The following is a 24748-nucleotide window of genomic DNA, read 5'->3' on the forward strand; positions in this document are numbered from 1 at the left end:
TGTGAGCTGGGCTTGCACCACGAGCGCTTTGAGGCGGTCACCTTGAAGGAATACGACCTCATCACCCGTGCGCGGATCCGGGCCAAGGATGCGCAAGTGGAGGCGCGCCGGGTGCTGAACCAGGAGCTTGGCGTGCTGGTCAGTCACGCGTTCCACAATCCCAGGAAGATGCCGGATTTTACCAAAGCCGCGGGCCGCAAGGGCCGGGGCAAAACCGACCCTGCGCAGGAGCTGGAACAGTTGCGTGCCGGTCTGATGAACATGCACTTCGAGAGTAAAAAGGGGCCGTAGATGTCGGCAGTTATTGGCGCGCTGCGGGGCGTGCTCTCCATGGATTCCGCCGCCTTTGAGACGGGCGCCAAGCGGGCCAAGGCCACCATGGGCACGGTGGAGCGCCGCATGGTGCGGCTGGCCGGGCGGATGGAACGGTCGGGGCGGCGCATGGCGCTTGGCCTGACCGTGCCGATGGCGGCTGCCGCCACCATGGCGGTGCGCTCCAGCCTGCAAATCGTGGATGCGCAGGCCAAGATGGCGCAATCGCTGGGCACCACTGTCACCTCGATGCAGGTGCTGGAGCGGGCAGCGGATCTCTCCGGTGTTTCGATGGGCGAGGTGCAGCAGGCCACGATCCAGCTGACCAAACGCCTGAGCCAGGCGGCGGGCGGCACGGGGGCGGCGGCCAAGGCGCTGGACCGGCTGCACCTGAGTGCCGCCGCGTTGCAGGCGCTGCCGCTTGATCAGCGGCTGGAACAGATCCAGGGCGCCCTGGCGGAGTATGTGCCGGAGGCGGAGCGCGCGGCGGTGGCATCAGAGCTGTTTGGCAGTCGGGCGGGCCTGATCTTCACCCGCGTGGATGGCGCCGCACTGCGCACGGCGGCGCAGGATGTGAACCGCTTTGGCGTGGCAATCTCCGAGGTGGATGCGGATCAGATCGAGCTGACCAATGACGCGCTGTCGCGGATGAGCCTTGCGGGCCGGGGTCTGGCCAACCAGGTGACCGTCGCGCTGGCGCCGGCGCTGCAGGGGCTGAGCGACCGGGTGGCGGATGTGGCGACCTGGTTCAACGGTCTGTCGGATGGCACCAAACGGTTCCTCGCCACCAGCGCCTTGATTGTCGGCACGGTGGGGCCTGCAGCGCTGGCGCTGGGGTTGGTGCTGAAGGTGGCCGCGCCGCTGGGTGTGGCGATGGCGGGGGTGATCTCGACCGTGGCGCTGGCGCCCTTGCGCTTTGCGGCGGCGGCAAAGTCGGCCATTGCGCTGGAAGTGGCACTTGGGGCCACCTCGACCAAGGCGGCAGTGACCAGCCTTGCCATGAAGGGCCTGCAGCGCGGGCTGTTGCTTTTGCGCGGGGCGGTGATTGCCACCGGCATTGGGGCGCTGGTGGTGGGGGCTGGCTACCTGGCGATGAAGTTCCATCAGCTGGTGGTGGCCACCGGCGGCTGGGGCGCGGCGCTGCGCGCGCTTGGCGATCTTGCAGCGGGCGTCTGGCAGGGGATCCAGACCAGCGCCACCGCGATTGGCCCGGCGCTTGCGGCGATCTGGGCGCGGGTGCAGGCGGGGTTCACCCGCATGGTGCAGGATCTGTCCCTGAGCTGGGGCACCTTCCTGTGGACGCTGTCGGAGGGGATGCATGGCATTCCGGCGCTGTCGGATGTGCAGCAACGCCTGCGCGACGCCTCTGACGGAGCCATCGACAAGGTGATGGAGCTGGATCTTGCCGCCAGCACGCTGGAGGGTCGGATGATCCGGCTGCGCAAGGAAGCCGGCGGCAAGCTCAAGGAGGGGTTCAAACAGGCCGGGGCGGCGATGGAGCGGTTGTCCGGTCAGATGGACAGCGCCACTTCTGAGCTGTCCGAGGGCGACGACAGCGCAGATGCGCTTGCCAGCTCTCTGGATGGTCTTGGCGAGACGCTGGATGACGGATCCGGCGGTGGCGTGGCCGGGGGGCTGTCCAAAACCACCGAGGCGGCAGAGGATCTGGGGCAGGAGATGAGCGGGCCGCTGTCCTCTGCCGTGGATGGCGTGGCGCGCTCATTTGGCGATTGGATCGCAGGTGGTCTGCGCAACTTCCGCAGCATGTGGGACGGGATCAAAGACGCGGCCAAGCGGGGTCTCGCGGATCTTGCGGCCAGCTTTGCCAAGAGCCAGATCCGCATCGCCCTGGGGCTGTCGCTCTCGGGGGTAGGCTCAGCAGCCAGTGCCGCAGGTGGGCTTTTTGGCGGTGGTGCCGGGGGCGGCGGCGGTCTGCTGTCGGGCATTCTGGGGCAGGGGGCAAGCGGGCTGTTGGGTGGCGGCGGTGGTATCCTCGGCGGGCTGGGATCTGGCCTTGGCGGGGTGCTCTCCGGTGGCGGGCTGGGATCGAGCTTTGCCAACCTCGGGGGTTTGCTCTCCGGCGCGTCCGGCGGTCTGGGCGCCATCGGCGCGGCACTCCCGGCGCTTGGCATTGTGCTTGGCGGTGCAGCACTTCTGAAGAAGGCCTTCAGCCGCAAGTTCGCCTTCTCCGCGCTGGAGGGCACGGTGGGGGCGGACGGCTTTGATGGCTATTCCCGTGACTTCTACAAGGGCGGCTGGTTCCGCAGTGACAAGAACGTCCATCGCGCTCTCGATGGCGGGCTGGATGCGGCGCTGGATCAGCAGGTGGCTGGGATCACCACCGGGCTGTTGTCGATGTCGGATGCGCTGGGGCTTGGCTCTGACGCTTTGGCGGACTTCGAGGGCTACACGCTCTCGGTGATGACCTCGGGGCGGACGCAGGAACAGATCCAGCAGGACATCGCGGATCACATGGCTGCGGCCTCCAATCAGATGGCGGATCTGATCCTGGGCACCGATGCGTTCACCCGCAGCGGGGAGAGTGCCTCGGAGACGCTGGCGCGCCTGTCGGGCAGCCTGGTGGCGGTCAATGACGCCATGGATCTTCTGGGCCGTGCCGCCTTTGATGTCTCGCTGGCCGGGGCCGATCTGGCCTCTGATCTGGTCGAGGCCTTTGGCGGCGCGGATCAGCTCTCCGCCTCGGTCACCTCCTACTTCGCTGGCTTTTATACCGAGGCAGAGCAGAGCGAGGCCGTTCTGCGCCGCCTGCGGGATGAGTTCGAAAGCCTCGGCATTGCCATGCCGACCTCGCGCGATGGCTTCCGCCAGATGGTCGAAAGCCTCGATCTGACCACCGAGGGCGGGCAGAGCCTCTATGCAGAGCTGCTGCGCCTCTCGGGGGCGATGAATGAGGTGCTGCCGCAGGTTGGCGCCTTCACGGCGGAGCTGGCGGGCCTCGCGGATGAGGTTGGCGGCGAGATCGGCGTTCAGATCGATGCCGCCCGCGACATGATCAGCGCGGCCCGCGCCGCCGCAGAGGAGTGGCGGCGCACGGCGGACAGTCTGCGCGGCTTCGTGTCGGACCTGGTCAACACCGAGCTGAGTGCGGCCAGCCGCAGCCAGTCGGAGGCGGTGCAGCGGGCCCGCCTTGATGCGGCCTTTGCAGGTGTCGAGGCGGGAGATGCCGAGGCGGCGGCAGGCCTGCCGGATCTGGCGCGGGCCTATCTGCGCACGGCCCGGGACCAGGCGGGATCTGATCTGGAGTATCGCCGGATTGCCGCCGAGGTGCAGGCGCGCATGGCCCGTGCTGCCGGGATCGCGGATCTGGAGGCGGGCAATGATGAGGTGCTGGCCGGTCTCTATCAGCAGCAGATCGATGTGCTGACCTCGCTGGGCCACTTCCTGCAGCTGGAAAGCCTGACCGGTGACCAGGTGGCGGAGCTGAGCGAGGGGGTGCAGGCGCTGGCGGCGGATTGGGATGGCACGGTGTCGGCCTTTGAGAGCTCACTCTCGGCCCTGCAGGACGCCATCGAGTCTGCCGAGGCCTTCAGCTATGACGATCTGGTGGGGGCGCTGGATGTGGCGGTGACGCTGGATGACAACGCCCCGGTCTGGCTGCGGGACCTGGTGGAACAGGCTGACACCGGCATTCGCACCACGCTGGACTTTATCCTCCGGCGCGATGATCTGAGCGCGGCGGATCGCTGGATTGCCACCCATGCCCTGTCTCAGCATGTGGCAACGCTGGATCTGGTGCTGGGGGCGGATCTCGATGAGGCCACCCGCAGGCTGGCCTTGACCACGGCGGCAGACGTGCGTCGCAGCCTGCGTCTGGATCTGGGCCGGGATCTCGACCCCGACACCCGCGCTCTGGTGCTGACCCGCTCGGCAAACCTGTCACGGCGCATCAATGTGGCGCTCACCGGCAGCGGGGCGGAGACCGTGGCGCAGCTCACCGAGATTGCCGGGCTGATTGGTGATGGCAATGGCAGTGGCCGGCTGACCTTTGGTGGCGGCGTGGTGCTGGAGGCGGATGATGTCTTTGGCGATCTCGTTGATCGCACGGGCCAGTTGGTCGAGCCCATGGAGCGGTTGCGAGGCATGTTGGGGGAGCTGCGTGCGGCGGTTGATGCGGATCGGGTGTCGCGTGAGACGCAGATCCAGCTGGCCAGCCTGCAGGCACAAGGTCAGGGGCTGGCCGCTGGCCTGTCAGATCGCAGTGAGGCGGCAGGGATCGTCAGCCAGATCGAGGCACTGGAACGCCAGACTGGTGTCAGCCTGACCCGCAGCGGCGGGCGGGATGCGGAGCTGCGGCTCTCGGATGTGTCTGGCCGCATTCTCTATGATGCGGATTATCTGACCTATGGGGCAGGGGCAGATCTGGCCGGGTTCCGTGCGGCCTTTCGGGGGGCAGAGGGGCTGGAGGCACAGATCGGCGCTTATAATCGGCGCTATGGCCAAAATGCGGCGCAGGCCGAGCAGCTCAGGGCGCAGATCCGGGATCTCGGCGGCATTCCAGCCTTTGCCCGGGGCGGCGCCCATCAGGGCGGCGCGCGGATTGTTGGCGAGCGGGGCTGGGAAATCGAGACCACCGGCCCCTCGCGCATTCACAGCCACGCGGAGTCGGTGGCGATGCTCGACAATCGCCCGCTGGCCAAGGGGGTGGAAGATCTGACCCGCCATGTGGTGGCGCAGGGGCAGGTGGTGCGCATGCTGGTGGACCGGATTGCCAGTCATCTCGATGGCTGGGATGAGGCGGGTCTGCCGGGGGAGCGGCGCTGATGGACTTCAACATCCTCTCCCCGATGGCCGTCACCGAGGCCGAGCTCGTTGCCACCAATGTGCCGGAGGACGATCACCCCGACTGGAGCGCGACCGAGACCTATGAGGCCGGCGCGCGGGTGATCTCCACGGACACGCATCGGATCTATGAAAGCGTGATCGACAGCAACGCCGGGCAGGATCCGACGCTGGATGATGGCAGCACCTGGCTGGAGCTGAGCGTGACCAACCGCTGGCGGGCCTTTGACCAGAACCGCTCCAACACCGCCCGGCAGGCGGATCGGATCACCTATTCGATCGTGCCGGCGCAGGACTGCGATGCGATTGCGCTGTTTGGGCTCACCGCCGGCAGCGTGCGGATCGAGGTCTGGGATGGGGGCGCGCGGATCTATGACCAGCGCTTTGCCATGGTGGACGCGGGCCATGTGGTCAGCGCCTATACTTGGTTCTTTGGCAGCGTGGTCTATGCCCGTCAGAAGGTGGTGAACGGCTTTCCGGGCTATCTCGGGCACCGGATCGACATCACCATCGATGCCCCCGGTGGTGTGGCCGAGGTGGGCCATATCGTGCTGGGGCGCAACAACCTGCTGGGCCGGGTGCTGAACCTGCCCAGCGTGCGCTTCGTCAGTCACAGCCGCAAAGGCTATGACGACTTCGGCAATGAGATCCTGGTGAAGCGCGGCTCCACCCGCAAGGTCGATCTGTCGCTGCTGGTGCCCACCCATCAGGCGCAGCGGGTGATGGATATCGTGGCCGAAGTGGATGGGCTTGCGACCGCTTTTTATCTCTCGGGCGACGGGCCGGGTTACGGCATCGAGGGGCTGGGGTTTGTGGATGACCACAGCCAGCCCATCGATGTGGCCGGCGAGTCCGTCTTCCCCCTGATCATCAAAACCCTCAAATAGGAGACACTCCCTCATGAGCATTCCCGGGTTCTCGCCGTTTCCCCCAATCCCCAAACGCAGTACGCCGGAGGCGGATTTTGACGCCAAGATGTATGCGCTGTTCCAGCACTTCGCGGTCACCCATCGCAATGAGCTGCTGGCCTTCATCGACTTCCTTGAAAACAACGTCACCGCCATCGAGGGCGCGATCAATGGCGTCTCCGTGGGGCTGACCCATCCGGAAGCGGCGAAGTTCACCGATCTGGAGGTGCTGGGCGCGCCCGGCGTGCTGGCCAGGTTCCGCGACGGCGTGGCGTCGAACTTCTATGTGCAGACCGAGGGCAACAAGACCACCATCGGCAATGCTGCGGGCAGTTCCCGGCTGGCGCTGATGGCAGGTAATCAGGAGGCTATCGAGTTCGACAGCACCGGTCGTGCCTCCGGCGCGGCGGTGCAGGCCAGCCTGACGGATCCAACCGCCGATCTTCTGATGAAAGTGGGCGCGTTTGGGCTGGGTAGCTCAATGATCGAATTTATCGGCGATATTGACGATGCCGGTTCGATGCCAAGTGGATTGTATCGTGTCCGGGGTGGTTCCACTGGCACACTACCACCGGGCCTTGCTGCTTTTAACCTGTTGCAGATACGCCGTGCAGCCGCTGATCCTCACAGCGAAACAACCCAGATCGCATTTGCGGCCAACTTCTCTTGCCTGCGCCAGAAACAAGGTGGCGTATGGGGCGCGTGGTCCGCTCATTACGGCCAGGGCAACCTTCTTGGCATGGTCTCCGAAAGCGGCGGCACGCCCACGGGCGCGGTGATCGAGCGCGGCAGCAATGCAAACGGCGAGTATGTACGCTTTGCCGATGGCACGCAGCTCTGCACGAGATACGTTGGTCTTGGGTCGCGCTCCTCTTCGTCTGAACAAGGCGGCCTCCATCGCACAGTTACCTACTCTTTTGGATTGCCTGCGTCCTTCGCGCTAGGTTCTGAGGTCGGTGCAAGCATCAGCGGCGACTTGTTTCCAAACGGGATCATACACGCGGTGAGTTCCAATACCTCTCAGTGGAGCGTGCGGATGGGCGCAGTCTCACCCTTTGTGTCGGCCAATTGTGGCGACGTGGTTTTAACGGCGATTGGCCGCTGGTTCTAAAGGAGCATCACAGCATGCAAATCTCATTCACTCCAACGCGCTGCGACACGGCGCTGAACGCAACCCGGCAGGGCGATGTGCTGACCCTCAACGGCGAGGCGTTCGACTTCACCGCATTGTCCGAGGGCGACGTGCTGCCCCGCGAGGCGGTGACCTGCGCCTGGTTGGCCTCGGATGTCACCCGCGAAAGCGGCACGCTCCACCTGACCCTGATCCTGCCCCATGGTGCGGACGCGCCAGTGGAAACCCGCTTTCCGCAGCCAGTGACACTGGCCGGCGACGGGCCAGTACCGCTGCCGCCCTATGAGGTGGCGCAGGCCCCAACTGATGAATCCGAAGGTGCAGCATGAGCAATATCGACTTTTCCAAAGTGGTCACCGCTACCGCGCGCATCGAACAGGACCGGGCCAAGGCGCTGGCAAAGCTCGCCGACATTCGCTGGCAGTGTTCCGTGGCAGGCGTGGTGCTGCCGGGTGGCTTGCAAGTGCCGGGCGATGAGGCGACGCGGCTGTCGCTCTCCGGTGCGGTCAGTGCCTTGCAGCAGGGCATGATCAGCGCGCCATTGGCGTGGAAAACACCCACCGGCTTTGTCGAGCTGACCAAGCCGCAGGTCGAGGCGGCGGCGCAAGCCGTGGTGCAGCACATTCAGGCCTGCTTTGCCGCCGAGGCCACAGTGGCCGCGCAGATCGAAGCGGCGGGTGATCCGGCGGGCTTTGACGTGGCTGCGGCGTTCGGCGCGGCGCTGGCAAACTGAGGACAGGACATGACCATGATCGAAAACAGCGACCGCGGCATCACGTTGAACAAGTCGCTTGCCTGGACCGTCGCCTGTGGGCTGGTGGGCGCGGGGCTCTGGGTCGGTTTGCAGGTCGCGACACTGCGCGGAGAAACCGAAAGCCTTGCCCAAACCATCAACGGGCTGCGGGTCGACCTGACTGCATCAGAGGCGCGGCAGACCGCGTTGACCGGGCGTGTGCGCGCAAATGAAACAAGCCTCGCCCGTCAGGATGAGCGCCTGTCGCTGATCCTCTCCACCCTCAACAAGATCGACAACCGGCTGGAGCGCATGGAGCGCCTGCCGATCCGCTAAACCCCGCAAAAAATCAAACCGTTCACACCTCGCCAAGCATGCCTTGAGCGGGGCTTTTTCTTTGGAGGCAGCATGATGCAAATCCTGACATTTGACACCCTGCAGAAAATCACCGGAAAGATCCCGAAAGGCAGCACGCAGGCAGACAACGCGGTGTCGTTCCTGAAGGCGCTGAATGCCTACGGCAGCGACGTTGGCCTGAAGCGGCGGCACAGGGTTGCCTGCCTTCTGGGGCAGGTGCTGGTGGAAAGCGGGGCGTTCCGCTTTGACCGCGAGCTATGGGGGCCGACGCCTGCGCAGGCGCGATATGACATCCGCACGGATCTCGGCAATACGCCGGAGCGGGATGGCGATGGGTATCTGCTGCGCGGGCGCGGTCCCATCCAGATCACCGGGCGGTGGAATTATCGCGCCTTCACCGCTTGGGCGCGTGGGATCGACCACACCGCACCCGACTTTGAGGCGGACCCGGATGCGGTGTTGACCGATCCGTGGGAGGGGTTGGTGGCGCTCTGGTACTGGACCACCCGTGGCCTCAATGCGCTCGCCGATCAGGGTGACGTGAAGCGCATCACCTACAAGGTGAACGGCGGATACAACCACTACGCTCAGCGGCGGGACTGGACCCAAAGGGCGCAGCTGGTTCTGCTCGGTCATGGCCCAACAGATGTGCGGGCCTTCCAGCGTGCGGCGCGGCTGACGGTGGACGGGGTGAGCGGACCAAAGACCCGCGCCGCACTGCACCAGGCGCTGCGCCAGCTGCCGCCAATCGATGTCTCTCCCAAACCCAAATCGCCTGCACCGCGCGTCAGCTGGCTGCGGCGTTTCCTGGCCTTTCTCCGATTTTGATCGGGGATCGGCATTCTCATCTCTCAAACTGAAAAGGACCAACCCATGAACCTGAATGATATTCTCCAGGAGTTGCTGCCTGTCGCGCTCAGCGGCCTGAGTGTGCTTCTGACCGCTCTCATCGGAAGCGCCGCCCATACGGCCAAACAGCGCTGGGGGCTCGATATCGAGGCCCGCCACCGCGAGGCGCTGCACAGTGCCCTGATGAGCGGCATTCGCGCCGGTGTTGAGCGGGGGCCGAATGAAGCGGCGGAGGTTCTGATCCGCGAGGCCGTGGAGCATGCCAAAAGGTCTGTGCCCGACGCCATCCTGCGCCTCGGGCCAGACGACAGCGTTCTGTCGAACCTCGCGCGCAGCAAGTTGGCTGGTCTCATCCAGCGATACATTGACTAAGCGGTCGACACCCGCTGCCACCCCGCCTTCGCTCAGCCGGCGGGGTTGCAGCGCCTCGGCGAAGGTCTGTCCGGCTTGCCATGGGCATGGGAAGGAGACCAGCCGGAGCGGCGTGGTACATGAATGCTGCGCCTGCAACGGCTGGGGTTTCCTTCGAAAACAGGAACCCGTTGCGAAGGCGCGGACCTGACTGATCCTCACTGATTGCCGGGCCAGTCTGTATCGCTGTCTGTTTTTGTTTGCGGTTTATTAACTGGTGCCAAAAGGTTGCGGCGTGCAAGCTGAAGCTACGGGACTTATACCCTCCCGGACTATGCGTGGACTTCATACACCCACGCGACGAGGGCCCTGCCATATAGCGCGGGGCCTTCGGCACTTGAGCCGATAGCGGGCGGAACGGAGGAGAGGCGGGGCTAAGGCGTCATACATGAGGGTGGCTTTCGCTGCAGCGCAGCTTCCGCAAACCGGTCCTCCGAGCCAGTATACAGCATTTGAGGGCTGACAGACGTCAGTCATCGCGAATATCCCACCACTCGAAGTTGCGACCAACATGTATGCAGCACTGGAAGCAGAACGGAAGGCCGCGAAAAAACCCAGAAATAGGACGCCAGTAAGCTTGGGGCGGTTCACACGTCGTGGTATCACACTCTTGCAGCAGGCCGAGAAGCCGATTACGCAGGCGTCAGTCCAGCATCGAACGAAAAATCTGGGCAGGTTAGAGTGAATTAAATTTAGATTTGGGCGCAAATTTGGATAAGCTAAAAACATCCTCTCTGCAGATTGAACTTCTCTTCATTGGCGTTCAGGCCCTCATTGTTCTTGGAGTTTTATTTTGCCCGCCCCTGGAAGCAACAGCCTCCTCTTCGATTGAAACCATCTTGAAATTGGATGCTGCTATAGCTCCGGTTGGCATTGTTTTTGTCGCGATCTGCTACTCTTTGGGTGCGGCAGTTGATGCTCTTGGATCGCTTGTTAAGTCTACCCTGGAGTCTACCAAGCTTTTCAGCGTCCCGAGTTTTGATCTGATTATGAAATTTCGAAATCAAGGGCTTGAAAAAGAGGACATATACCGACGGATTTTCAGATCTGACTTCGAGCAAAGGTTACTCCGAGCTACAGGGCTTAACCTACTTTTCTTCGGGTGTGCGCTGCCCTTTATTGCTCCTCCTTATCGACAAGACACGTTCCTGGCATCCATCTGCATATTTTTTGGAGGCCTGATGCTATTGGCGTGGGCAAGACGCCTTTTTCGTCAACTCAAGCGCTTGAGGTCGCTGGTTGCCTCCCTGGGATAGGAGATGTTGTGTCCGGCCCATTGTGGACATTCATGAGGCTAGCCATCGCTGCGTCGCAGCGTCCCAAAAGCAGATGGGGTGGATGGCTCCCGCTCCCGGCGTCGCAATGCGCCATACTGCAGGTGTCAGAATCTGCAATTGAGAGGAACCACCCCATGCAAGTTACCACTGTAGGCCTCGACCTGGCCAAGAACATCTTCCATGTCCACGGAGTTACCGAGACCGGAGAAGTTGCCTTCAATCGGCCTTTGCGGCGGGCGCAGGTGCTGGCGTTCTTCGAGCGACTAGCGCCCTGCCTCATCGGCATCGAGGCTTGCGCATCGAGCCATCACTGGGGCCGTGAGCTTACGAAGCTCGGCCATACTGTCCGGCTGATGCCACCGATGTACGTCAAACCCTACGTGAAGCGGGGCAAGTCCGACGCGGTCGATGCAGAAGCCATTTGCGAGGCCGTGACGCGACCGACGATGCGGTTTGTCGAGATTAAGTCGAAGGACCAGCAAGCGCTTCTCTCTTTGCATCGCGCACGAGACTTCGTGGTTCGACAGCGCACCCAGTTGATCAACATGCTCCGAAGCCTGGCCGCGGAGTTCGGGATCACCATCGCTCGGGGCGTCGCGCGGGCCATCGATTTTGCGAAAGGGATCATCGAGGGCAAGCAGACCGGGCTACCCGAGCTCGCCCAAGACGTTCTGCGAGTTCTCAGCCGCCAGGCGCAACTTCTGCAGACCATTCCCGGCGTCGGACCGGTGACCGCCTCGGCCGTCGCCGCTACGATCGGGTCGGGTCACCAGTTCAAGAGTGGGCGGGAATTTGTGGCGTGGCTTGGTCTGACACCGCGCAACCACTCCAGCGGTGGCAAGGAGCGGCTGGGAAAGATCACGAAGATGGGCGATCGGTACCTGCGCCAGCTTATCGTCGTCGGCATGACATCGCGTGTGCGGCAGGTCACCAATCATCCCGAGCGTGCAGATCCCTGGCTGACGAAGCTGTTGCAGAGAAAGCCGGCCCGGCTCGCGACCGTCGCCATGGCGAACAAGACGGCACGGATCATGTGGGCGGTGCTGACCAGGAACGAACCCTACCGCCCGCACACAGCTTGAGACGTACAGAAACAGTGAGATAGCAAGACCGACGATGTGATGGTGTACACTTCAGCCGCAACGATCAGGACGCTCCGCCGAATGACCCGGGCGCAATTGCCCGCAAAGCAGATAGGAACCTGATCTGCGGATCCCATCAGGGCCAGCGGTGTGAACCGCGCAAACAGGCCGGACACAAGACCGCTTCTGAAAAGGTACACGAGATCATTTACGACTTGCTATGCGGGAGCCATCCACACAAGACATTGCCAAATCACACTGAATGATTCAACTTTCGTTATCTGCACTCTGATCGAAAGATGAATTCCAATGATGCGACCGCCGCATAGTTCGCCCGCAGATGGACGAGCGAGAGAACAAAACGAAGAACTCAAACGGATTGCCGACGCCGCATCGAAGGCTTGGTACCAAACTGCAACTGGGTGGTTCGCACTAGTTGCTGCACTCACAGGACTGGTTGCAGCTTGTGCCAGCCTCTGGACAGCATTTAGCTGAACGCGACTGCCGAAACCTATGCTTGCACGATAAACTGTGTTCATCAGGTTTGGGTTCTCGGCCCAGAGGCGACATTCGCGAAGTCACAGACTTCACATTCTCGGCTCTTCAGAAGGTAGTCCTCTTGGGGAATGGTGGTTAAGCTACTCGCAAAACGATTTCCGGTCATTTCCAGTTGAAAAATGTGAAGCGAGCGGTCAAAGCTTTGACAGTATTCGCATTGCACAGAAGTGGGACAGGTTTAACCAAGTGGCAAGACGTGGCGGAGGTGAATTCGGGCTAATTATCTTAGGCATTGTTGTTGGCGTTCCAATATTTGTTGGCCAAAAGATACTTGAGGGCGACCTTACAACAATCGCTATTGTTGGGGGAACGGTCGCGTTAATTATCGGCTGGAAGATCTCTTCGAGACGACGAGGTGAACAACTCGCGGAGGAAGCTCAGAGACAGGTTCTTGAAGTAGCTAATCGACACAAGGAGGCGTTAGCACGGCTTTATCGTCAGAAGGTCTACTATGGGGAGTACGGCGAACTCCGGCTTGAAGCATTCGATAAGGCAATTCGATATTTTTTTGAGAATGTGCTCTTGCCCGAACTGGACGTCTCAGAAGACATTCTGCAACTTCCGCAATTTTACCAGTATGTTGTCGCAGCAGTCTATTCCACTGCCGAGAACACAGAGATTGAAGGGGTGTGCATAGACTCGATACCTGAGGATCCATTTGAATTTGAGCATTGGACTGCCGAAGTTCTCAACCAGCATGGCTGGGTGGCACAAGCTACACAAGGTAGCGGAGACCAAGGATCAGACGTCGTTGCGATTTTTGATAGCCACAAATGCATAATTCAATGCAAGCTGTACAACGGCACCGTCGGCAACAAAGCTGTACAGGAAGTGGACGCGGCGCGAACCTTTTTTGATGGCGATTCAGCGGTAGTGGTAGGGAAGAGTGGGTATACTCGATCCGCCAGACAGCTAGCACAAAAAAACAAAGTACTCTTGGTTGACGTCGCGGACTTGCCAAAACTTGCCGATTTATTGGGACTGCGAAACGACTCTCGTGGCCCCGTTTCAAGCAAGGAGAAGGAAATTCTGAATGAATATCAGACTAGCCTAAAGAAATCTAAGTATCTAGAATCTTTATGTAGAACTCAGGCCCCGAAGGAGCCGAAACCCGAACGTTCGAAGGTGCGCCGCGATCGGCTAGAGACCGGTGGTAGACTTGAAGCTGAAAGGGCGAAATCAACGCCCCCTGTTGGCGCTCCTTTTAGAAGGGAAACTACAGTACATCTGCAGAACCGCGACTTTATTCAGCGAAAACCACCAGAACCAAAGGAAAGTGAAGATGAGCACTGAAACCACCATTGGAGAGGGAACCACCTCCGTACCGGCGTCGAGACCCGGGATTGGAACCGCCGAATATTTAATTGCGGCAATCAAAGCGTTTTCTGAAATAGAGCAGGAAACTGTTGAATCTCTTATTGTTGGCCAACAAAAGGTGTCCAAAGAAATCAAGAAAGAGATTAAACGAGCTCAGGCAGATATTCGTCGCTGGGAAAGGCAAGCTTTACAGTCACTGACCGAAACACAAAATGAGGTGACCGAAGTTATGGAAGAAGTCGCGCTAGAATTAGACGATTGAGCCGTGCTGGAGGCTCTGATTTGGTTTATTTGTAGTTCTTGACTTTCTGCGCCAAACCTGTGATCTGGTCACGAGAAGTGAGTTTGGTTTGAACGCCCCCAAAGTCCGCGAAAATGCGCCTCATTAAACGGTTTCGCTGCCAAAATCTCTTTTCTCTTGCTGTTGCCACGAATTGAGCAAGTGAAAAGAAATTTGAGTCTCGTATTGTGCAATGGGACAAAATCAGGTGAGCATGAAATGTCCGCTATTTTCACTTTTAGCCAGGCGTCTTTGCAGCCGCAGCGGATGACTGCTTCCCGCCGCTCCTGTTGGAGAGCCACCTCATGCTGCATATAGCACGGATGTCAGCAACGCGCAGTTTGTGTACTTTGCAAAGTCCGTCTTTCGTCCTACGAACACAGCCTGCGACCGCTGCGAAGCCGCGTGAAAAGCGGTCATTGATGAGAGGCGCGGCGAAATTCTGGGGTTGAAGGGCAGTGGTGCGGGACGAAGCGCTCTTTCGCTGCCGCCACTCCAATGACAGCTCTCGGAAACCAGTTGCCAAGAAATTGCCGCTATCACCGATGACAGCGTTGCTCTAAGTTTGGCCATCTATCTGATCCTAGCGCAGGCGGGAGACTACCATTGCCCAAAAGAAGATCGAGTTCGGCGGCTGCCGAGAAAGCAGGACTACTCGCCGTTGAAAAAGCATGTAACGATCATGACCTAATTTGGCGTGACTTACTTCAAGAAGATGTCGGCGTCGATGGGACGATAGAAGTGTGCCTTGGAGATTTTCCTACGGGCAAGATCGTCGGTGCGCAGGTGAAATCCGGGATGAGCTATGTCAATGCTGATCGACCGGATCAATTCAAGTTCTATGCTAGACCTGCGGACCTTGAATATTGGCTGCAAATGTCAATTCACCTGTTTTTGTTCGTTTACCATCCGGAAGATGACGAAGTCTATTGGCACCACGTTACAAACTACGTGCCCGACGATGAGGGCCAGGCTTCTTCAAGTACCCATATCGTCATATCCAAATCAAACAAGGTCGATAAAGCGTTCGCGAGTTATCTTGTCACATTGTTTGCCCTAGAAGTTTATGATGCGGACCGCTTGACCTTGCTCTCAAATGAGATGGCCGCATCCACCATCACGGTCGGTCATGGCGCAGCAGCTGTGACGATTAGTGCGCTTGATCTATTCGTCGGAGGGCTTTGGGGACTTTGCAGCAAGGTTCAGTTTCATGCGAGCATTCTGCTTCAGCGCATTCGGAAACAGGTTGTTAGTCGTGGCAAGGATACGTCTATCGCATACACGCTCTCTAGGGGCGATATCTACCCGTTCATAGTGAAGTATATCCGCCTGTTGACCGACCATGGCATTGCAAAGATCGATATCGACGACATTAACGACTCCCTCTACCGAAAGATGGAGCAACCAACTTTCATCGCACCACTAACGACCAACGGTCGAGCTCTGGTGGATTTTCTTCGTACGCGCGAGCACGCCGACGTGCACGACAACCAGTACTTTACGCTTAGCCTTATCCCGGCTGTGCAGATTGAAGTCTACGCGAACTTCGATGAAAGTAAAGGTATGGAGGCTTTTGGTCCCTATACGGATGTCTTTGCAATCCGTTTCAATCAATATCTCGATTACTATGAGATCCAACACTTTGCGAGAGGAGAGAATGAAGGTTCAACACAAGTTCGAGCATCACAGATCATGTACTTCAACGAGATGACAGAGTATCTTGACCGAACGATTGGCAATATTCCGAAGGATCAGATCCTTCTCCGCTACCTTGACCATCCTTGTACACCTCTAGTTGCTTGGCTCGAGGACTGGTACGATGACAAAAAACCATTCCATATTGATGATCTGGCACAGAAGTCGAATGGGGATCAGGTCGGTTTCCACGATGAGATGATTTCGATCATGTCAGGGGTTGGTACGATTTCTGCGCATGAGCCGCCCTTGCCCGGCGTTCCTATCCGAAAACTTGTCAATGGAGAAATTCTTGACGTCGGCATTACAGCCAAATCAGGCCACTGAAATGTGGACAAAACATTTGTGCGCCGAGCAGCATCTGGAAAATCGGGCTCACACCGGACTTGCGGCCGAGCAGCGGGTTGATCACCCGCCTGGACGGCTACCGTCGCTGACGTAAGAGACCGCAGGCAGCCCTGAGCGGACATGGTGCGGAACGACGAGGTAAGCAAAAGCGGACACACGCGGCTAAGGAGAAGGGGAACCCGCCATTGCCACCACGGAAACAGTGTGCTGTCGCTTTTGGCAAAAGCAAAGGCCGATGACTGCGATGCCACGTGTCAGCGAGGGTCCTTCGGAATGGCGAGGATCGGCATCACCAAGTCTGACGCTTTTTCTTTCAAGTGTTTCTCTTGATGCTGAACCGCCAGCGACAAGCCGATGATCGCTGATCGAGCCAAGCGCAACATGCGCAGAGCTTGGCTTTCCAAGTCAGAGGCGCTCAGTGCCAAGCAGGCTCCGATGTCACCGGTGTGCAACAACATCTCGTGTACGGACACAAACCGGTGTTCTGCCGCATTGCGGACGTCGCAAGCCTGATGTGCCAAAGGTGACGCAGTCTCTCGGAAGTCATTTTCGTACAAGTCCAATGACAGCGAATAGAGACCGCGCAAACGCCAATTCTTGATTGGTAGGTTTGGGTGAAGAACACGCTTGGCTCCTCTTCCGCAATACCAGACGTTTCTGAACGAAGTGCTCAGACTGCGGGGATCATGGCCCAGTTTGAAGTAGTCGTTGATGAATACAGCACATTTATCGAGCAGCGAATACGCCATGCGAAACGCGGCCTTTTGCTTCTCTGTTTGCACCGTGTTGATAGCATAGTCAGCGTGCTCGAACCCCAACAAGGTTTGGTCAGCCGCGTAAGCCCGGTCTCCCTCCAGCCCTTCGAACAGCAAGGTGCATGCAGCGACATACTCCTGTTTCAGAAGGTCAAAGTATCTTGGAAAAATCACGGGATCGTCTAAGCCGTAAGTGTGATTGGGCAGATGAAACACATCTTGTGCGGCGATGCTGTGCGCCCCGATGTCATTCAGCGGATTTAGGAACAAGCGATGCTGCAAACGCCAACAGTTGAAAGCTCGCGCGTCAGACGTGTCACCGAGTTCATACTTGTCTGGATCAAAGCCATCCAGATCACAGTTCACCGCCAAGTATGCACGGACATGCTGATGCTTCGCTTCAAGCTGTTCTTGCACGGAGTCGGGATATTCACTGTCCCATATGGCATCGGTTGCAAGGGCAAATTCAAAACCTTTCGCAGCCCCGGCCAAGAAAACGCATTGATGTCCTGGATCGTAGAATGCTGCACTGTAACCAGATAGCCCGATGGCACGGTTCGCTAGGGCCATTGCAAATTTGGGTTCAATCTGGAGCGCTTCGTCCCAAGCGGCGAGTGCATCAATCGGTCGGCCAACGGCATCGAGAGCATTGCCCAAATTTGTCAGTACCTGACAACGCCGAACGATATCCAAGTCCGCGAACTCTGAAGAGCGGATTGCTTCTCGAAGAGAAATGATTTCGTTGGTCAGTTCCGGTTGTTTCCAATCGAACTGGCGCCCTTGAAACTCGGGATCAGTCGTTCGAAGAGCCGAATAGGCATTGGCTCGAAAATAAAACAAAACGGCCTTGTTCTGCCCCTCCTGGCCGAGCAATGCGTCAATCGCGCAAACCGACTCATTGAGTTTCGGAAGGTCTCCGGCATCTGCGGCTAGATCGATAGCCAATCCGATATCTGCGTAGTTGTTCATGCCGAAATCTTCCAAGGTCTCATAATATTTCATATGCAATCTGCTCTGAAGTGACTTTGTGACTTGTAGGATAACGGACTTAGGCACAAAGGGCTCGCATTTGGCTTTCGCCGCATTCTACACGAATGGCCGCTGTCGGAAACAGCTCACACTTTGCAAAGGTCGCAATCTGCGCATTGCTCATATCTGTGCCAAGCGCAGCGTCGCCCTGGCCATAAGAGCAGTTCGAAGGTCCGCTCCCGGGAACCGTTCGCGCATGCAGTATGACGCATGCCGCTCCTTGCATGAATGACCTGATTGGGCTGGTTGCCGTCATCCGCACATGAGACCTAAACTAGCGTTGCACGCGTAATAGGCCGCTAGCGTTTCCTGGCGGACCGGCACCATGAATTTATGATAGACTTTTAATTATATCTGCGCCAAGTGAACGAGTATTCTTCATGTTCCCAGATCCATTCAGGATCTCGACCCCAACTTGCTTGGCAATGTCCCGAAGAATTGGCTTTGTCACTTCCTGAACCATCCCATCTGTCTCCACCAAAATAGAACCGTTCTCATACTGAACTATCCGGTGAGATTTGAAACTTGCACTTCCGGTCTCTTTAAGTCGTTTGAGCTCTGGAACAGATAAACGTTGGCGTCCTGTGTTAAGCGCCTGCTCTGTACTTTCTTCCGCCCGCCAGCCGCTGATAGGTACAGTATATGTACCATCTCCGTTTACACCTCTCTTGCGGATTTCCTCTGCGGGGCAGTCAAGTATTTCTTCAATAGAAACTGAATCATCTTCAACCACCAGTCGGAGGATAATCACGCGCTGCACAATTTCGAAAGTGCTGGCACGAAACTTTACATGATTCGAACTGGTGACCGTTTTGACCGAAATGTATTCTCCCTCAAGTGACACGACATCGTAGCCACGTTGGTTTGTGGCCAAGGCCATTTGCCCCCGCGTCACCATTGCCGCGTAAAGTTCTCCGATCCTGCCCGTCAAGTGGCCCAACTCACCTGGAGGGACGCCCCAACCGATTTCTTTTTCAAACCACTCAAGAGCCTGTCCAAGTGAACGAATTATTTGGGTTTGTGAAAGCGTTTGAGACATAATTTTCCATACCGGCAATTGTTCATCGAATCGTTGAGAATATCCATGAACTTTTTTCGGTCACAAGGTCAACTTGCCCTCGTTTACTGACCAAGGTTGGCAGGCGCAGCATCACCTTGGTCATCTGAACAGTTCGAAGGTCCGCTCTCCGAAAAACGTTCGTGATTGCAGCATGCCTTTGCTGCACCTCGCATGAATGTCGTGATTGGGCTGACAGCAGTCATCGTGCGGCAACACGAGGGGAATTGAGTGACCCGCCGAGTTGGCTATATTTTGAGTCTTGACCCACGGTATGTTCTTTATATGTTCCACACCCTATGTGGACAATGAGACGATGCATAATTGGCGGCACCTGGGAGCCTGACGATTGGGTCATTCGATACCGAGGAAAAGGTGTTGGGCGTATCAGGTTTGAAGAACACACCTTCAACGGTGCCCTACCTTGGACTTGGGCGACATGGTGCCTGCCTGCTACACATGGTCGTGTGAACACGATGGAAGAGGCGCGCGAAATGGTACGGTCCGAGGTGCTTCGCACAATCCAATCCGATGCCAGAAATTGAGGCCCTCACTTAGGTCGCCATTGCGCAGATATCTTCGGGAATTACTTCGGGACTTAGACTCCCGAAGCTTCCATTTTGTTCCCTATTTTTCCCATTCCAAGGCCACGAAGCATGCCGTGCTTCAGTGAGGTTCGGCACGTAAGTGTCTCATATTTTGGAGTTTTACTTAGGATCTTTTGGAGCGGGTAGCGGGAATCGAACCCGCGCGTTCAGCTTGGGAAGCTGACAGGCTACCATTACATCATACCCGCGCTCTTGATGCAGAGCTTTATGCGGCGGCGCTGAGGTCGTCAAGAGCGCCGCCGCTGATTTCTGCGGTCAGCCCCGTCGCCGTCGACGCCGGCCACCTGATCCATCTCCGTCACCACCACCCACATTAAAGCTGACGTCCGGAAGGGTCAGTAGCGTGCCAAGGATCGGGAACGGGTCGGAGGAGTTCGGTATTGCTGAGGCGTTGACAAAATGCTCCTGAAAACGAGGCTCTACGGCGGTTTCGATCTTTTCGATCTGATGGACCGTCGCCTCGATGTCAGCACGTGCAGTGGTGTTGAGCAGGGCAATACGTGCCCCGGTTCCGGCGGCGTTGCCAGCGCTTGTGACCTTGTCCAGCTGACAGTCCGGGATCATCCCGAGGACCATTGCGTGTTTGGCGGAGATATGTGCGCCAAAGGCACCCGCCAGAACCACACGATCAACCGTGTCGACGCCAATCTTGTCCATCAGCAAACGGGCGCCGGAATAAAGCGCGGCCTTGGCCATCTGAATGGCGCGGATGTCAGGGTTGGTGACGGTGATGCGTGGTCCACCATCCGCGCTGCCGTCCCAGAGCAGGTAGGCGTTGGTGCGCCCCTCAGGCACGCAGCGGGCGCTTCCGGTTTGCGCGGCGGACCCGATCAGGCCGGTTGCATCCAGCAACCCAGCGATCCGCATCTCTGCGATCACCTCAATGATGCCGGAGCCACAAATGCCGGAAATTCCGGTACTTGCGATACTTTCTTCAAACCCATCCTCATCAGACCAGAGCTCCGACCCAATGACGCGAAAACGCGGCTCCTTGGTCTCGGGATTGATTTCAACATGCTCGATCGCGCCGGGTGCAGCGCGTTGTCCCGAGGAAATCTGAGCACCCTCGAAGGCAGGCCCGGTCGGAGAAGAGCAAGCCAGGACTTTTTCCTTGTTCCCCAATAGGATCTCGGCGTTTGTTCCAACGTCGACGATGAGCACCAGATCCTCTGATTTGTCCGGCGCCTCGGACAAAGCCACCGCCGCGGCATCGGCGCCAACATGGCCCGCAATGCAGGGCAGAAGATAGATCCTGGCCGCAGGGTGTAGTTTCAGATCCAGATCGCTGGCTTCCAGTGCAAGTGCGTTTGACGTTGCCAGCGCAAAGGGGGCCTGACCCAGCTCGAACGGATCGATGCCGAGGAAGAGGTGGTGCATGACCGGGTTGCAGACGAACACCGCATCCATGATCAGCGATTGGTCGATCTGCGCCTCTTCCGCAATCTGCGCGAACAATGCGTTCATGCCCTCGCGCACGATGCGGGTCATTTCCAGATCGCCGCCCTTGTTCATCATGGCATAGGACACGCGGCTCATCAGATCTTCGCCAAAGCGGATTTGCGGGTTCATGATGCCGGAGGAGGCCAGAACTTCCCCGCTTTTGAGGTCACACAAATGCGCCGCGATCGTGGTAGAGCCAAGATCCACCGCAAGCCCATATACAGTGCCCTCATAATACCCGGGCCAGACATGCATGATACGGGGCGGTTGGCTTTCATTGCCCAGATGCACTGCAACCGTGACTTTCCAAGCGCCTTTGCGCAATGCCGGCTGCAACTGTCGCAGAATGTGAAGATCGGTCTTTACGCCTTTGACATCCCACTGGTTTTCCAGTGCCTCACACAGCCGTTCCAGATCACCGGAAGGCTTGTGCATGTTCGGCTCTTCTACCTCCACATAGAACATGCGGATGGACGGGTTCATCACGATATCCCGGACCTCGGCCCGTTTGCGCACCACCTGTTTGTGAACTTGGCTTTCAGGTGGCACGTCAATCACAACGTTCTTTTCGATCTTGGCCTGGCAGCCCAGACGCCGCCCGTCGATCAGCCCGCGTTTGTCCTGGTAGCGCTGTTCGACCTTGTTCCATTCTGAAAGCGCGTCATCGGCGACCGTGACGCCATGTTTGGAGAACTCGCCATAGGACGGGGTGATCTGGCATTTAGAGCATATCCCCCGACCGCCGCAGACCGAGTTCTAGATCGACCCCGAGCTGACGTGCCGCGGTAAGCACCGGTGTGCCGACAGGAAAACGGCCGCGCTTACCGGATGGTGTAAACACAACGAGGGGATCGTCTGACATGCCTCAAACCCTTATGTTCCGCAATTTAAGCGAAGCATAGGCCAGTTATTGCAAAGCGAAAGGCAATCACCGTCATATTTTGGCTCATGGGCGGCATGTTCGCAGTAAATTCCAAACTCATGTCAGCCTTGGGCCAGCCAATCCAGTATCGCCTGCCGGTGTTCGTCGAGTGTCGGGGCAGGGCCGCGTGTGGTTGGGTCCGCCAATGTACTCATTTTGATAGGGTTTCCTGCGGCGACATAAGCTGGATGCCCAGCGCGGTCGAGGACATCAACGACCATGTTGCGCGCCAATATCTGCGGATCCTGCAACACCTCGGCGACGTTCTGGATCGGCCCGGTGGGAATACCCGCTTCGGTGAGCAGCTCGATCCAGTGGCGCATGTTGTGGCCCAGTGTAACAGCCTCGATTAATCGCTTGAGAAGGCGAGCATTTTCGCATCTCGCTTGGTTGGTTTCAAAGCGCGGATCAGTTGCCAGCGGCAACTGTAATGCTTCACAGAGACGCGCAAAAAGGACGTCGTTGCCAGCCGCGATGACGAATAACCCATCCTCTGCGTGAAACGTCTCAAACGGTGTGATCGACGGATGCCGTGCGCCACAGGGGCGCGGCGCTTCACCGGTCACGGAGGTGAGGGCGATCGCGTGTTCCAGCATGGCGAGCTGACAGTCGAGCATGGCGATGTCGATCTTTTGCCCCTTGCCGGTCTGCTGGCGTTGCAAGAGCGCGGCAAGGACACCCTGTGCGAGAAACATGCCTGCCGCGATATCTCCGATGGAGGCGCCGACGCGCACGGGTTCCCGATCCCGCTCGCCCGTGATCGACATGACGCCGCCGCGCGCCTGGACCACCATATCATACGCAGGGCGCTGGCTGTCGGGGCCGCTGTGGCCAAACCCGGAGACGGCCCCGTAGATCAGCTTCGGATACCTCAGGCTTAAATCTGTCCAGCCGTAACCAAGCCGCTCCATAACGCCAGGGCGATAGTTCTCCAGTATGATATCAGATCGAGATAAAAGTTCTTCGAAAACAGTACGATCTTCGACATCTTTCAGGTCAAGCGCGATGCTTTCCTTGCCGTGATTGATGGTGGCAAAATACGCGCTTGCGCCATCTTTGAATGGCGGGAAGCTTCGTGTGTCGTCTCCGGTGCCCGGGCGCTCGACCTTGATGACACGCGCGCCGAGGTCGGCCAGCGTCATAGAGGCATATGGACCAGCGAGCACATGCGTCAGATCGAGGATCGTTATTCCATCAAGAGGGCCGGTCATGTTGTTCTCCAGGCGTTTGTTTTCACTTTCTGGCTATAGGATAGGATTGCAACAGCTCTTTGACCTCGGTCAGAAAAACCCCAACTGGTGCGCCGCGATGCGGCGAAAAACGATCAGCGCCTCTTTCCCATGTTGATGAACTGTGCCATAGGGTCACCGCCAAACGGTGTTATGCATGGGGAAGACAGATGCAGATTCGTGAGGCCCTTACCTTTGACGATGTTTTGCTGGTTCCGGCCGCATCCAGTGTCCTGCCAAATATGGCGGATACACGCACGCGGGTGACCCGCTCAATCTCGCTCAATATCCCACTTCTGAGTTCCGCGATGGATACGGTGACAGAGTCACGTATGGCGATTTCTATGGCGCAGTCCGGCGGCATGGGTGTGATCCACAAAAACCTGGATGTGGAAGAGCAGGCACAGCAGGTGCGACGCGTGAAGCGGTTCGAAAGCGGTATCGTCTACAACCCCATCACATTGCAGGCAAATCAGACTCTTGCCGACGCCAAGGCGTTGCAGGAGCGGTATCGCGTGACGGGGTTCCCGGTGGTGGACGACAGCGGCCGTGTGGTCGGGATCGTCACCAATCGCGACATGCGCTTTGCGTCCGATGACAATACGCCGGTGTCGGTTATGATGACCTCGGACAATCTGGCAATGCTGCGCGAACCCGCAGAGCGCGAAGAAGCCAAGTCCCTTATGAAAGCGCGCCGGATCGAAAAACTGCTGGTGACCGATCAGGACGGAAAGCTCACCGGGTTGCTGACCCTCAAAGATACCGAACAGGCGGTTCTGAACCCGACGGCGTGCAAGGATGACCTTGGTCGCCTGCGCGTGGCGGCAGCCAGCTCTGTCGGCGATAGCGGGTTCGAACGCTCCGAAGCGCTGATTGACGCAGGCGTTGACGTGGTGGTTGTGGATACGGCCCATGGTCACTCCGAAGGTGTGATTGAAGCCGTGAAGCGGATCAAAGCGCTGTCGAGCAGCGTTCAGGTCATCGCGGGCAATGTCGCGACCGCGGCGGCAACCAAGGCCCTGATTGATGCCGGAGCGGATGCGGTGAAGGTCGGCATCGGCCCAGGCTCCATTTGCACCACCCGCATGGTTGCAGGTGTGGGTGTTCCGCAGCTGACGGCTGTCATGGATTGTGCCGCGGCGGCAGGCGAGACCCCGGTGATTGCCGACGGTGGCATCAAGTTCTCAGGTGATTTTGCCAAGGCAATTGCCGCTGGTGCATCCTGTGCCATGGTTGGTTCCATGATTGCCGGGACTGACGAAAGCCCGGGCGAAGTCATCCTCTATCAAGGGCGCTCGTTCAAATCCTATCGCGGCATGGGCTCCATGGGAGCCATGGCGCGTGGATCTGCGGATCGCTATTTCCAGAAGGATGCCGCCAGCGACAAACTGGTTCCCGAGGGCATCGAGGGTCAGGTTCCCTACAAAGGGTCTGCAGGCGCGGTGATCCACCAGCTCGTCGGCGGTTTGCGTGCCGCCATGGGGTATACCGGTTGTGCAACCGTTGATGACATGCGCAAGAACTGTGAATTCGTCCGCATCACCGGTGCGGGCCTCAAGGAGAGCCATGTTCATGACGTCCAGATCACCCGTGAATCGCCCAACTACCGGATTGGCTAAGGCTGACGCGGTGCGCGTTGAAATCCTGCG

Annotated in this window: 18 protein-coding genes, 1 tRNA gene and 1 pseudogene; 15 read left to right on the forward strand and 5 right to left on the reverse strand. The window is 58.7% G+C overall.

Going from position 1 to position 24748, the window contains the following annotated elements; translation table 11 throughout:
• The first annotated feature begins 42 nt into the window (after nucleotides 1-42).
• The 14 genes from R1T40_RS05430 (at nucleotide 43) to R1T40_RS05495 (ending at nucleotide 16038) form a co-directional block, all read left to right on the forward strand.
• Nucleotides 43-291, forward strand: coding sequence for a hypothetical protein (locus tag R1T40_RS05430; RefSeq protein WP_317386160.1), 249 nt, complete (start codon nucleotides 43-45; stop codon nucleotides 289-291).
• Nucleotides 292-5094, forward strand: a complete 4803-nt coding sequence (locus R1T40_RS05435) for a phage tail tape measure protein (RefSeq protein ID WP_317386161.1) — start codon at nucleotides 292-294, stop codon at nucleotides 5092-5094.
• On the forward strand, nucleotides 5094-5999 hold the full coding sequence (locus R1T40_RS05440; RefSeq protein ID WP_317386162.1) for a hypothetical protein: 906 nt from the start codon (nucleotides 5094-5096) through the stop codon (nucleotides 5997-5999). The genes R1T40_RS05435 and R1T40_RS05440 overlap by 1 nt, the downstream gene beginning before the upstream one ends.
• An 88-nt stretch (nucleotides 6000-6087) precedes the next feature.
• Complete coding sequence (locus R1T40_RS05445; protein ID WP_317386163.1) at nucleotides 6088-7131, forward strand: hypothetical protein; 1044 nt, start codon at nucleotides 6088-6090, stop codon at nucleotides 7129-7131.
• A 14-nt stretch (nucleotides 7132-7145) separates the two neighbouring features.
• On the forward strand, nucleotides 7146-7481 hold the full coding sequence (locus R1T40_RS05450; RefSeq protein ID WP_317386164.1) for a hypothetical protein: 336 nt from the start codon (nucleotides 7146-7148) through the stop codon (nucleotides 7479-7481).
• Nucleotides 7478-7885, forward strand: a complete 408-nt coding sequence (locus R1T40_RS05455; RefSeq protein WP_317386165.1) for a DUF4376 domain-containing protein — start codon at nucleotides 7478-7480, stop codon at nucleotides 7883-7885. Before R1T40_RS05450 ends, R1T40_RS05455 begins: the two co-directional genes overlap by 4 nt.
• A gap of 9 nt (nucleotides 7886-7894) precedes the next feature.
• Nucleotides 7895-8221, forward strand: coding sequence for a hypothetical protein (locus R1T40_RS05460; RefSeq protein ID WP_106163722.1), 327 nt, complete (start codon nucleotides 7895-7897; stop codon nucleotides 8219-8221).
• Between the two features lie 72 nt (nucleotides 8222-8293).
• Nucleotides 8294-9070 (forward strand): peptidoglycan-binding protein, encoded by a 777-nt coding sequence (locus R1T40_RS05465; RefSeq protein ID WP_317386166.1) that lies wholly within the window; start codon nucleotides 8294-8296, stop codon nucleotides 9068-9070.
• A gap of 45 nt (nucleotides 9071-9115) precedes the next feature.
• Complete coding sequence (locus R1T40_RS05470; protein ID WP_317386167.1) at nucleotides 9116-9463, forward strand: hypothetical protein; 348 nt, start codon at nucleotides 9116-9118, stop codon at nucleotides 9461-9463.
• Nucleotides 9464-10212: 749 nt separating this feature from the next.
• Complete coding sequence (locus R1T40_RS05475) at nucleotides 10213-10758, forward strand: hypothetical protein (RefSeq protein ID WP_317386168.1); 546 nt, start codon at nucleotides 10213-10215, stop codon at nucleotides 10756-10758.
• A 155-nt stretch (nucleotides 10759-10913) separates the two neighbouring features.
• Nucleotides 10914-11861 carry an IS110 family RNA-guided transposase gene (locus R1T40_RS05480; protein WP_317386169.1) on the forward strand — a complete coding sequence of 316 codons (948 nt, stop codon included), beginning with the start codon at nucleotides 10914-10916 and terminating at the stop codon, nucleotides 11859-11861.
• 744 nt (nucleotides 11862-12605) lie between these two features.
• Nucleotides 12606-13712, forward strand: coding sequence for a restriction endonuclease (locus R1T40_RS05485; protein WP_317386170.1), 1107 nt, complete (start codon nucleotides 12606-12608; stop codon nucleotides 13710-13712).
• Entirely contained in the window at nucleotides 13702-13998 is a 297-nt protein-coding gene (locus R1T40_RS05490) for a hypothetical protein (protein ID WP_317386171.1), read from the forward strand. Before R1T40_RS05485 ends, R1T40_RS05490 begins: the two co-directional genes overlap by 11 nt.
• 624 nt (nucleotides 13999-14622) lie before the next feature.
• Complete coding sequence (locus R1T40_RS05495) at nucleotides 14623-16038, forward strand: DUF4365 domain-containing protein (RefSeq protein WP_317386172.1); 1416 nt, start codon at nucleotides 14623-14625, stop codon at nucleotides 16036-16038.
• A gap of 275 nt (nucleotides 16039-16313) precedes the next feature.
• Here the strand turns inward: R1T40_RS05495 and R1T40_RS05500 are convergent, their stop codons facing one another.
• From R1T40_RS05500 to R1T40_RS05520, 5 genes and pseudogenes are all read right to left on the reverse strand, one after another.
• The gene (locus R1T40_RS05500) at nucleotides 16314-17816 is read right to left on the reverse strand and encodes an LA2681 family HEPN domain-containing protein (protein WP_317386173.1); all 1503 of its coding nucleotides are present in this window, start codon (nucleotides 17814-17816) and stop codon (nucleotides 16314-16316) included.
• 358 nt (nucleotides 17817-18174) lie between these two features.
• The gene (locus R1T40_RS05505) at nucleotides 18175-18882 is read right to left on the reverse strand and encodes a DUF6998 domain-containing protein (RefSeq protein WP_317386174.1); all 708 of its coding nucleotides are present in this window, start codon (nucleotides 18880-18882) and stop codon (nucleotides 18175-18177) included.
• 740 nt (nucleotides 18883-19622) lie between these two features.
• Nucleotides 19623-19696 (reverse strand) — tRNA-Gly (locus R1T40_RS05510).
• Nucleotides 19697-19763: 67 nt separating this feature from the next.
• Nucleotides 19764-21810 (reverse strand): annotated as a pseudogene (locus R1T40_RS05515) (ASKHA domain-containing protein).
• A 122-nt stretch (nucleotides 21811-21932) separates the two neighbouring features.
• Complete coding sequence (locus R1T40_RS05520) at nucleotides 21933-23081, reverse strand: CaiB/BaiF CoA transferase family protein (RefSeq protein ID WP_317386175.1); 1149 nt, start codon at nucleotides 23079-23081, stop codon at nucleotides 21933-21935.
• Nucleotides 23082-23269: 188 nt separating this feature from the next.
• Between R1T40_RS05520 and guaB the strand changes: the two genes are divergently transcribed.
• Nucleotides 23270-24718 (forward strand): IMP dehydrogenase, encoded by a 1449-nt coding sequence (guaB, locus tag R1T40_RS05525; protein WP_106163714.1) that lies wholly within the window; start codon nucleotides 23270-23272, stop codon nucleotides 24716-24718.
• The last annotated feature ends 30 nt before the right edge of the window (nucleotides 24719-24748 follow it).

The sequence above is a fragment of the Tritonibacter scottomollicae genome, assembly GCF_032924845.1.
Lineage (GTDB): Bacteria > Pseudomonadota > Alphaproteobacteria > Rhodobacterales > Rhodobacteraceae > Epibacterium > Epibacterium scottomollicae.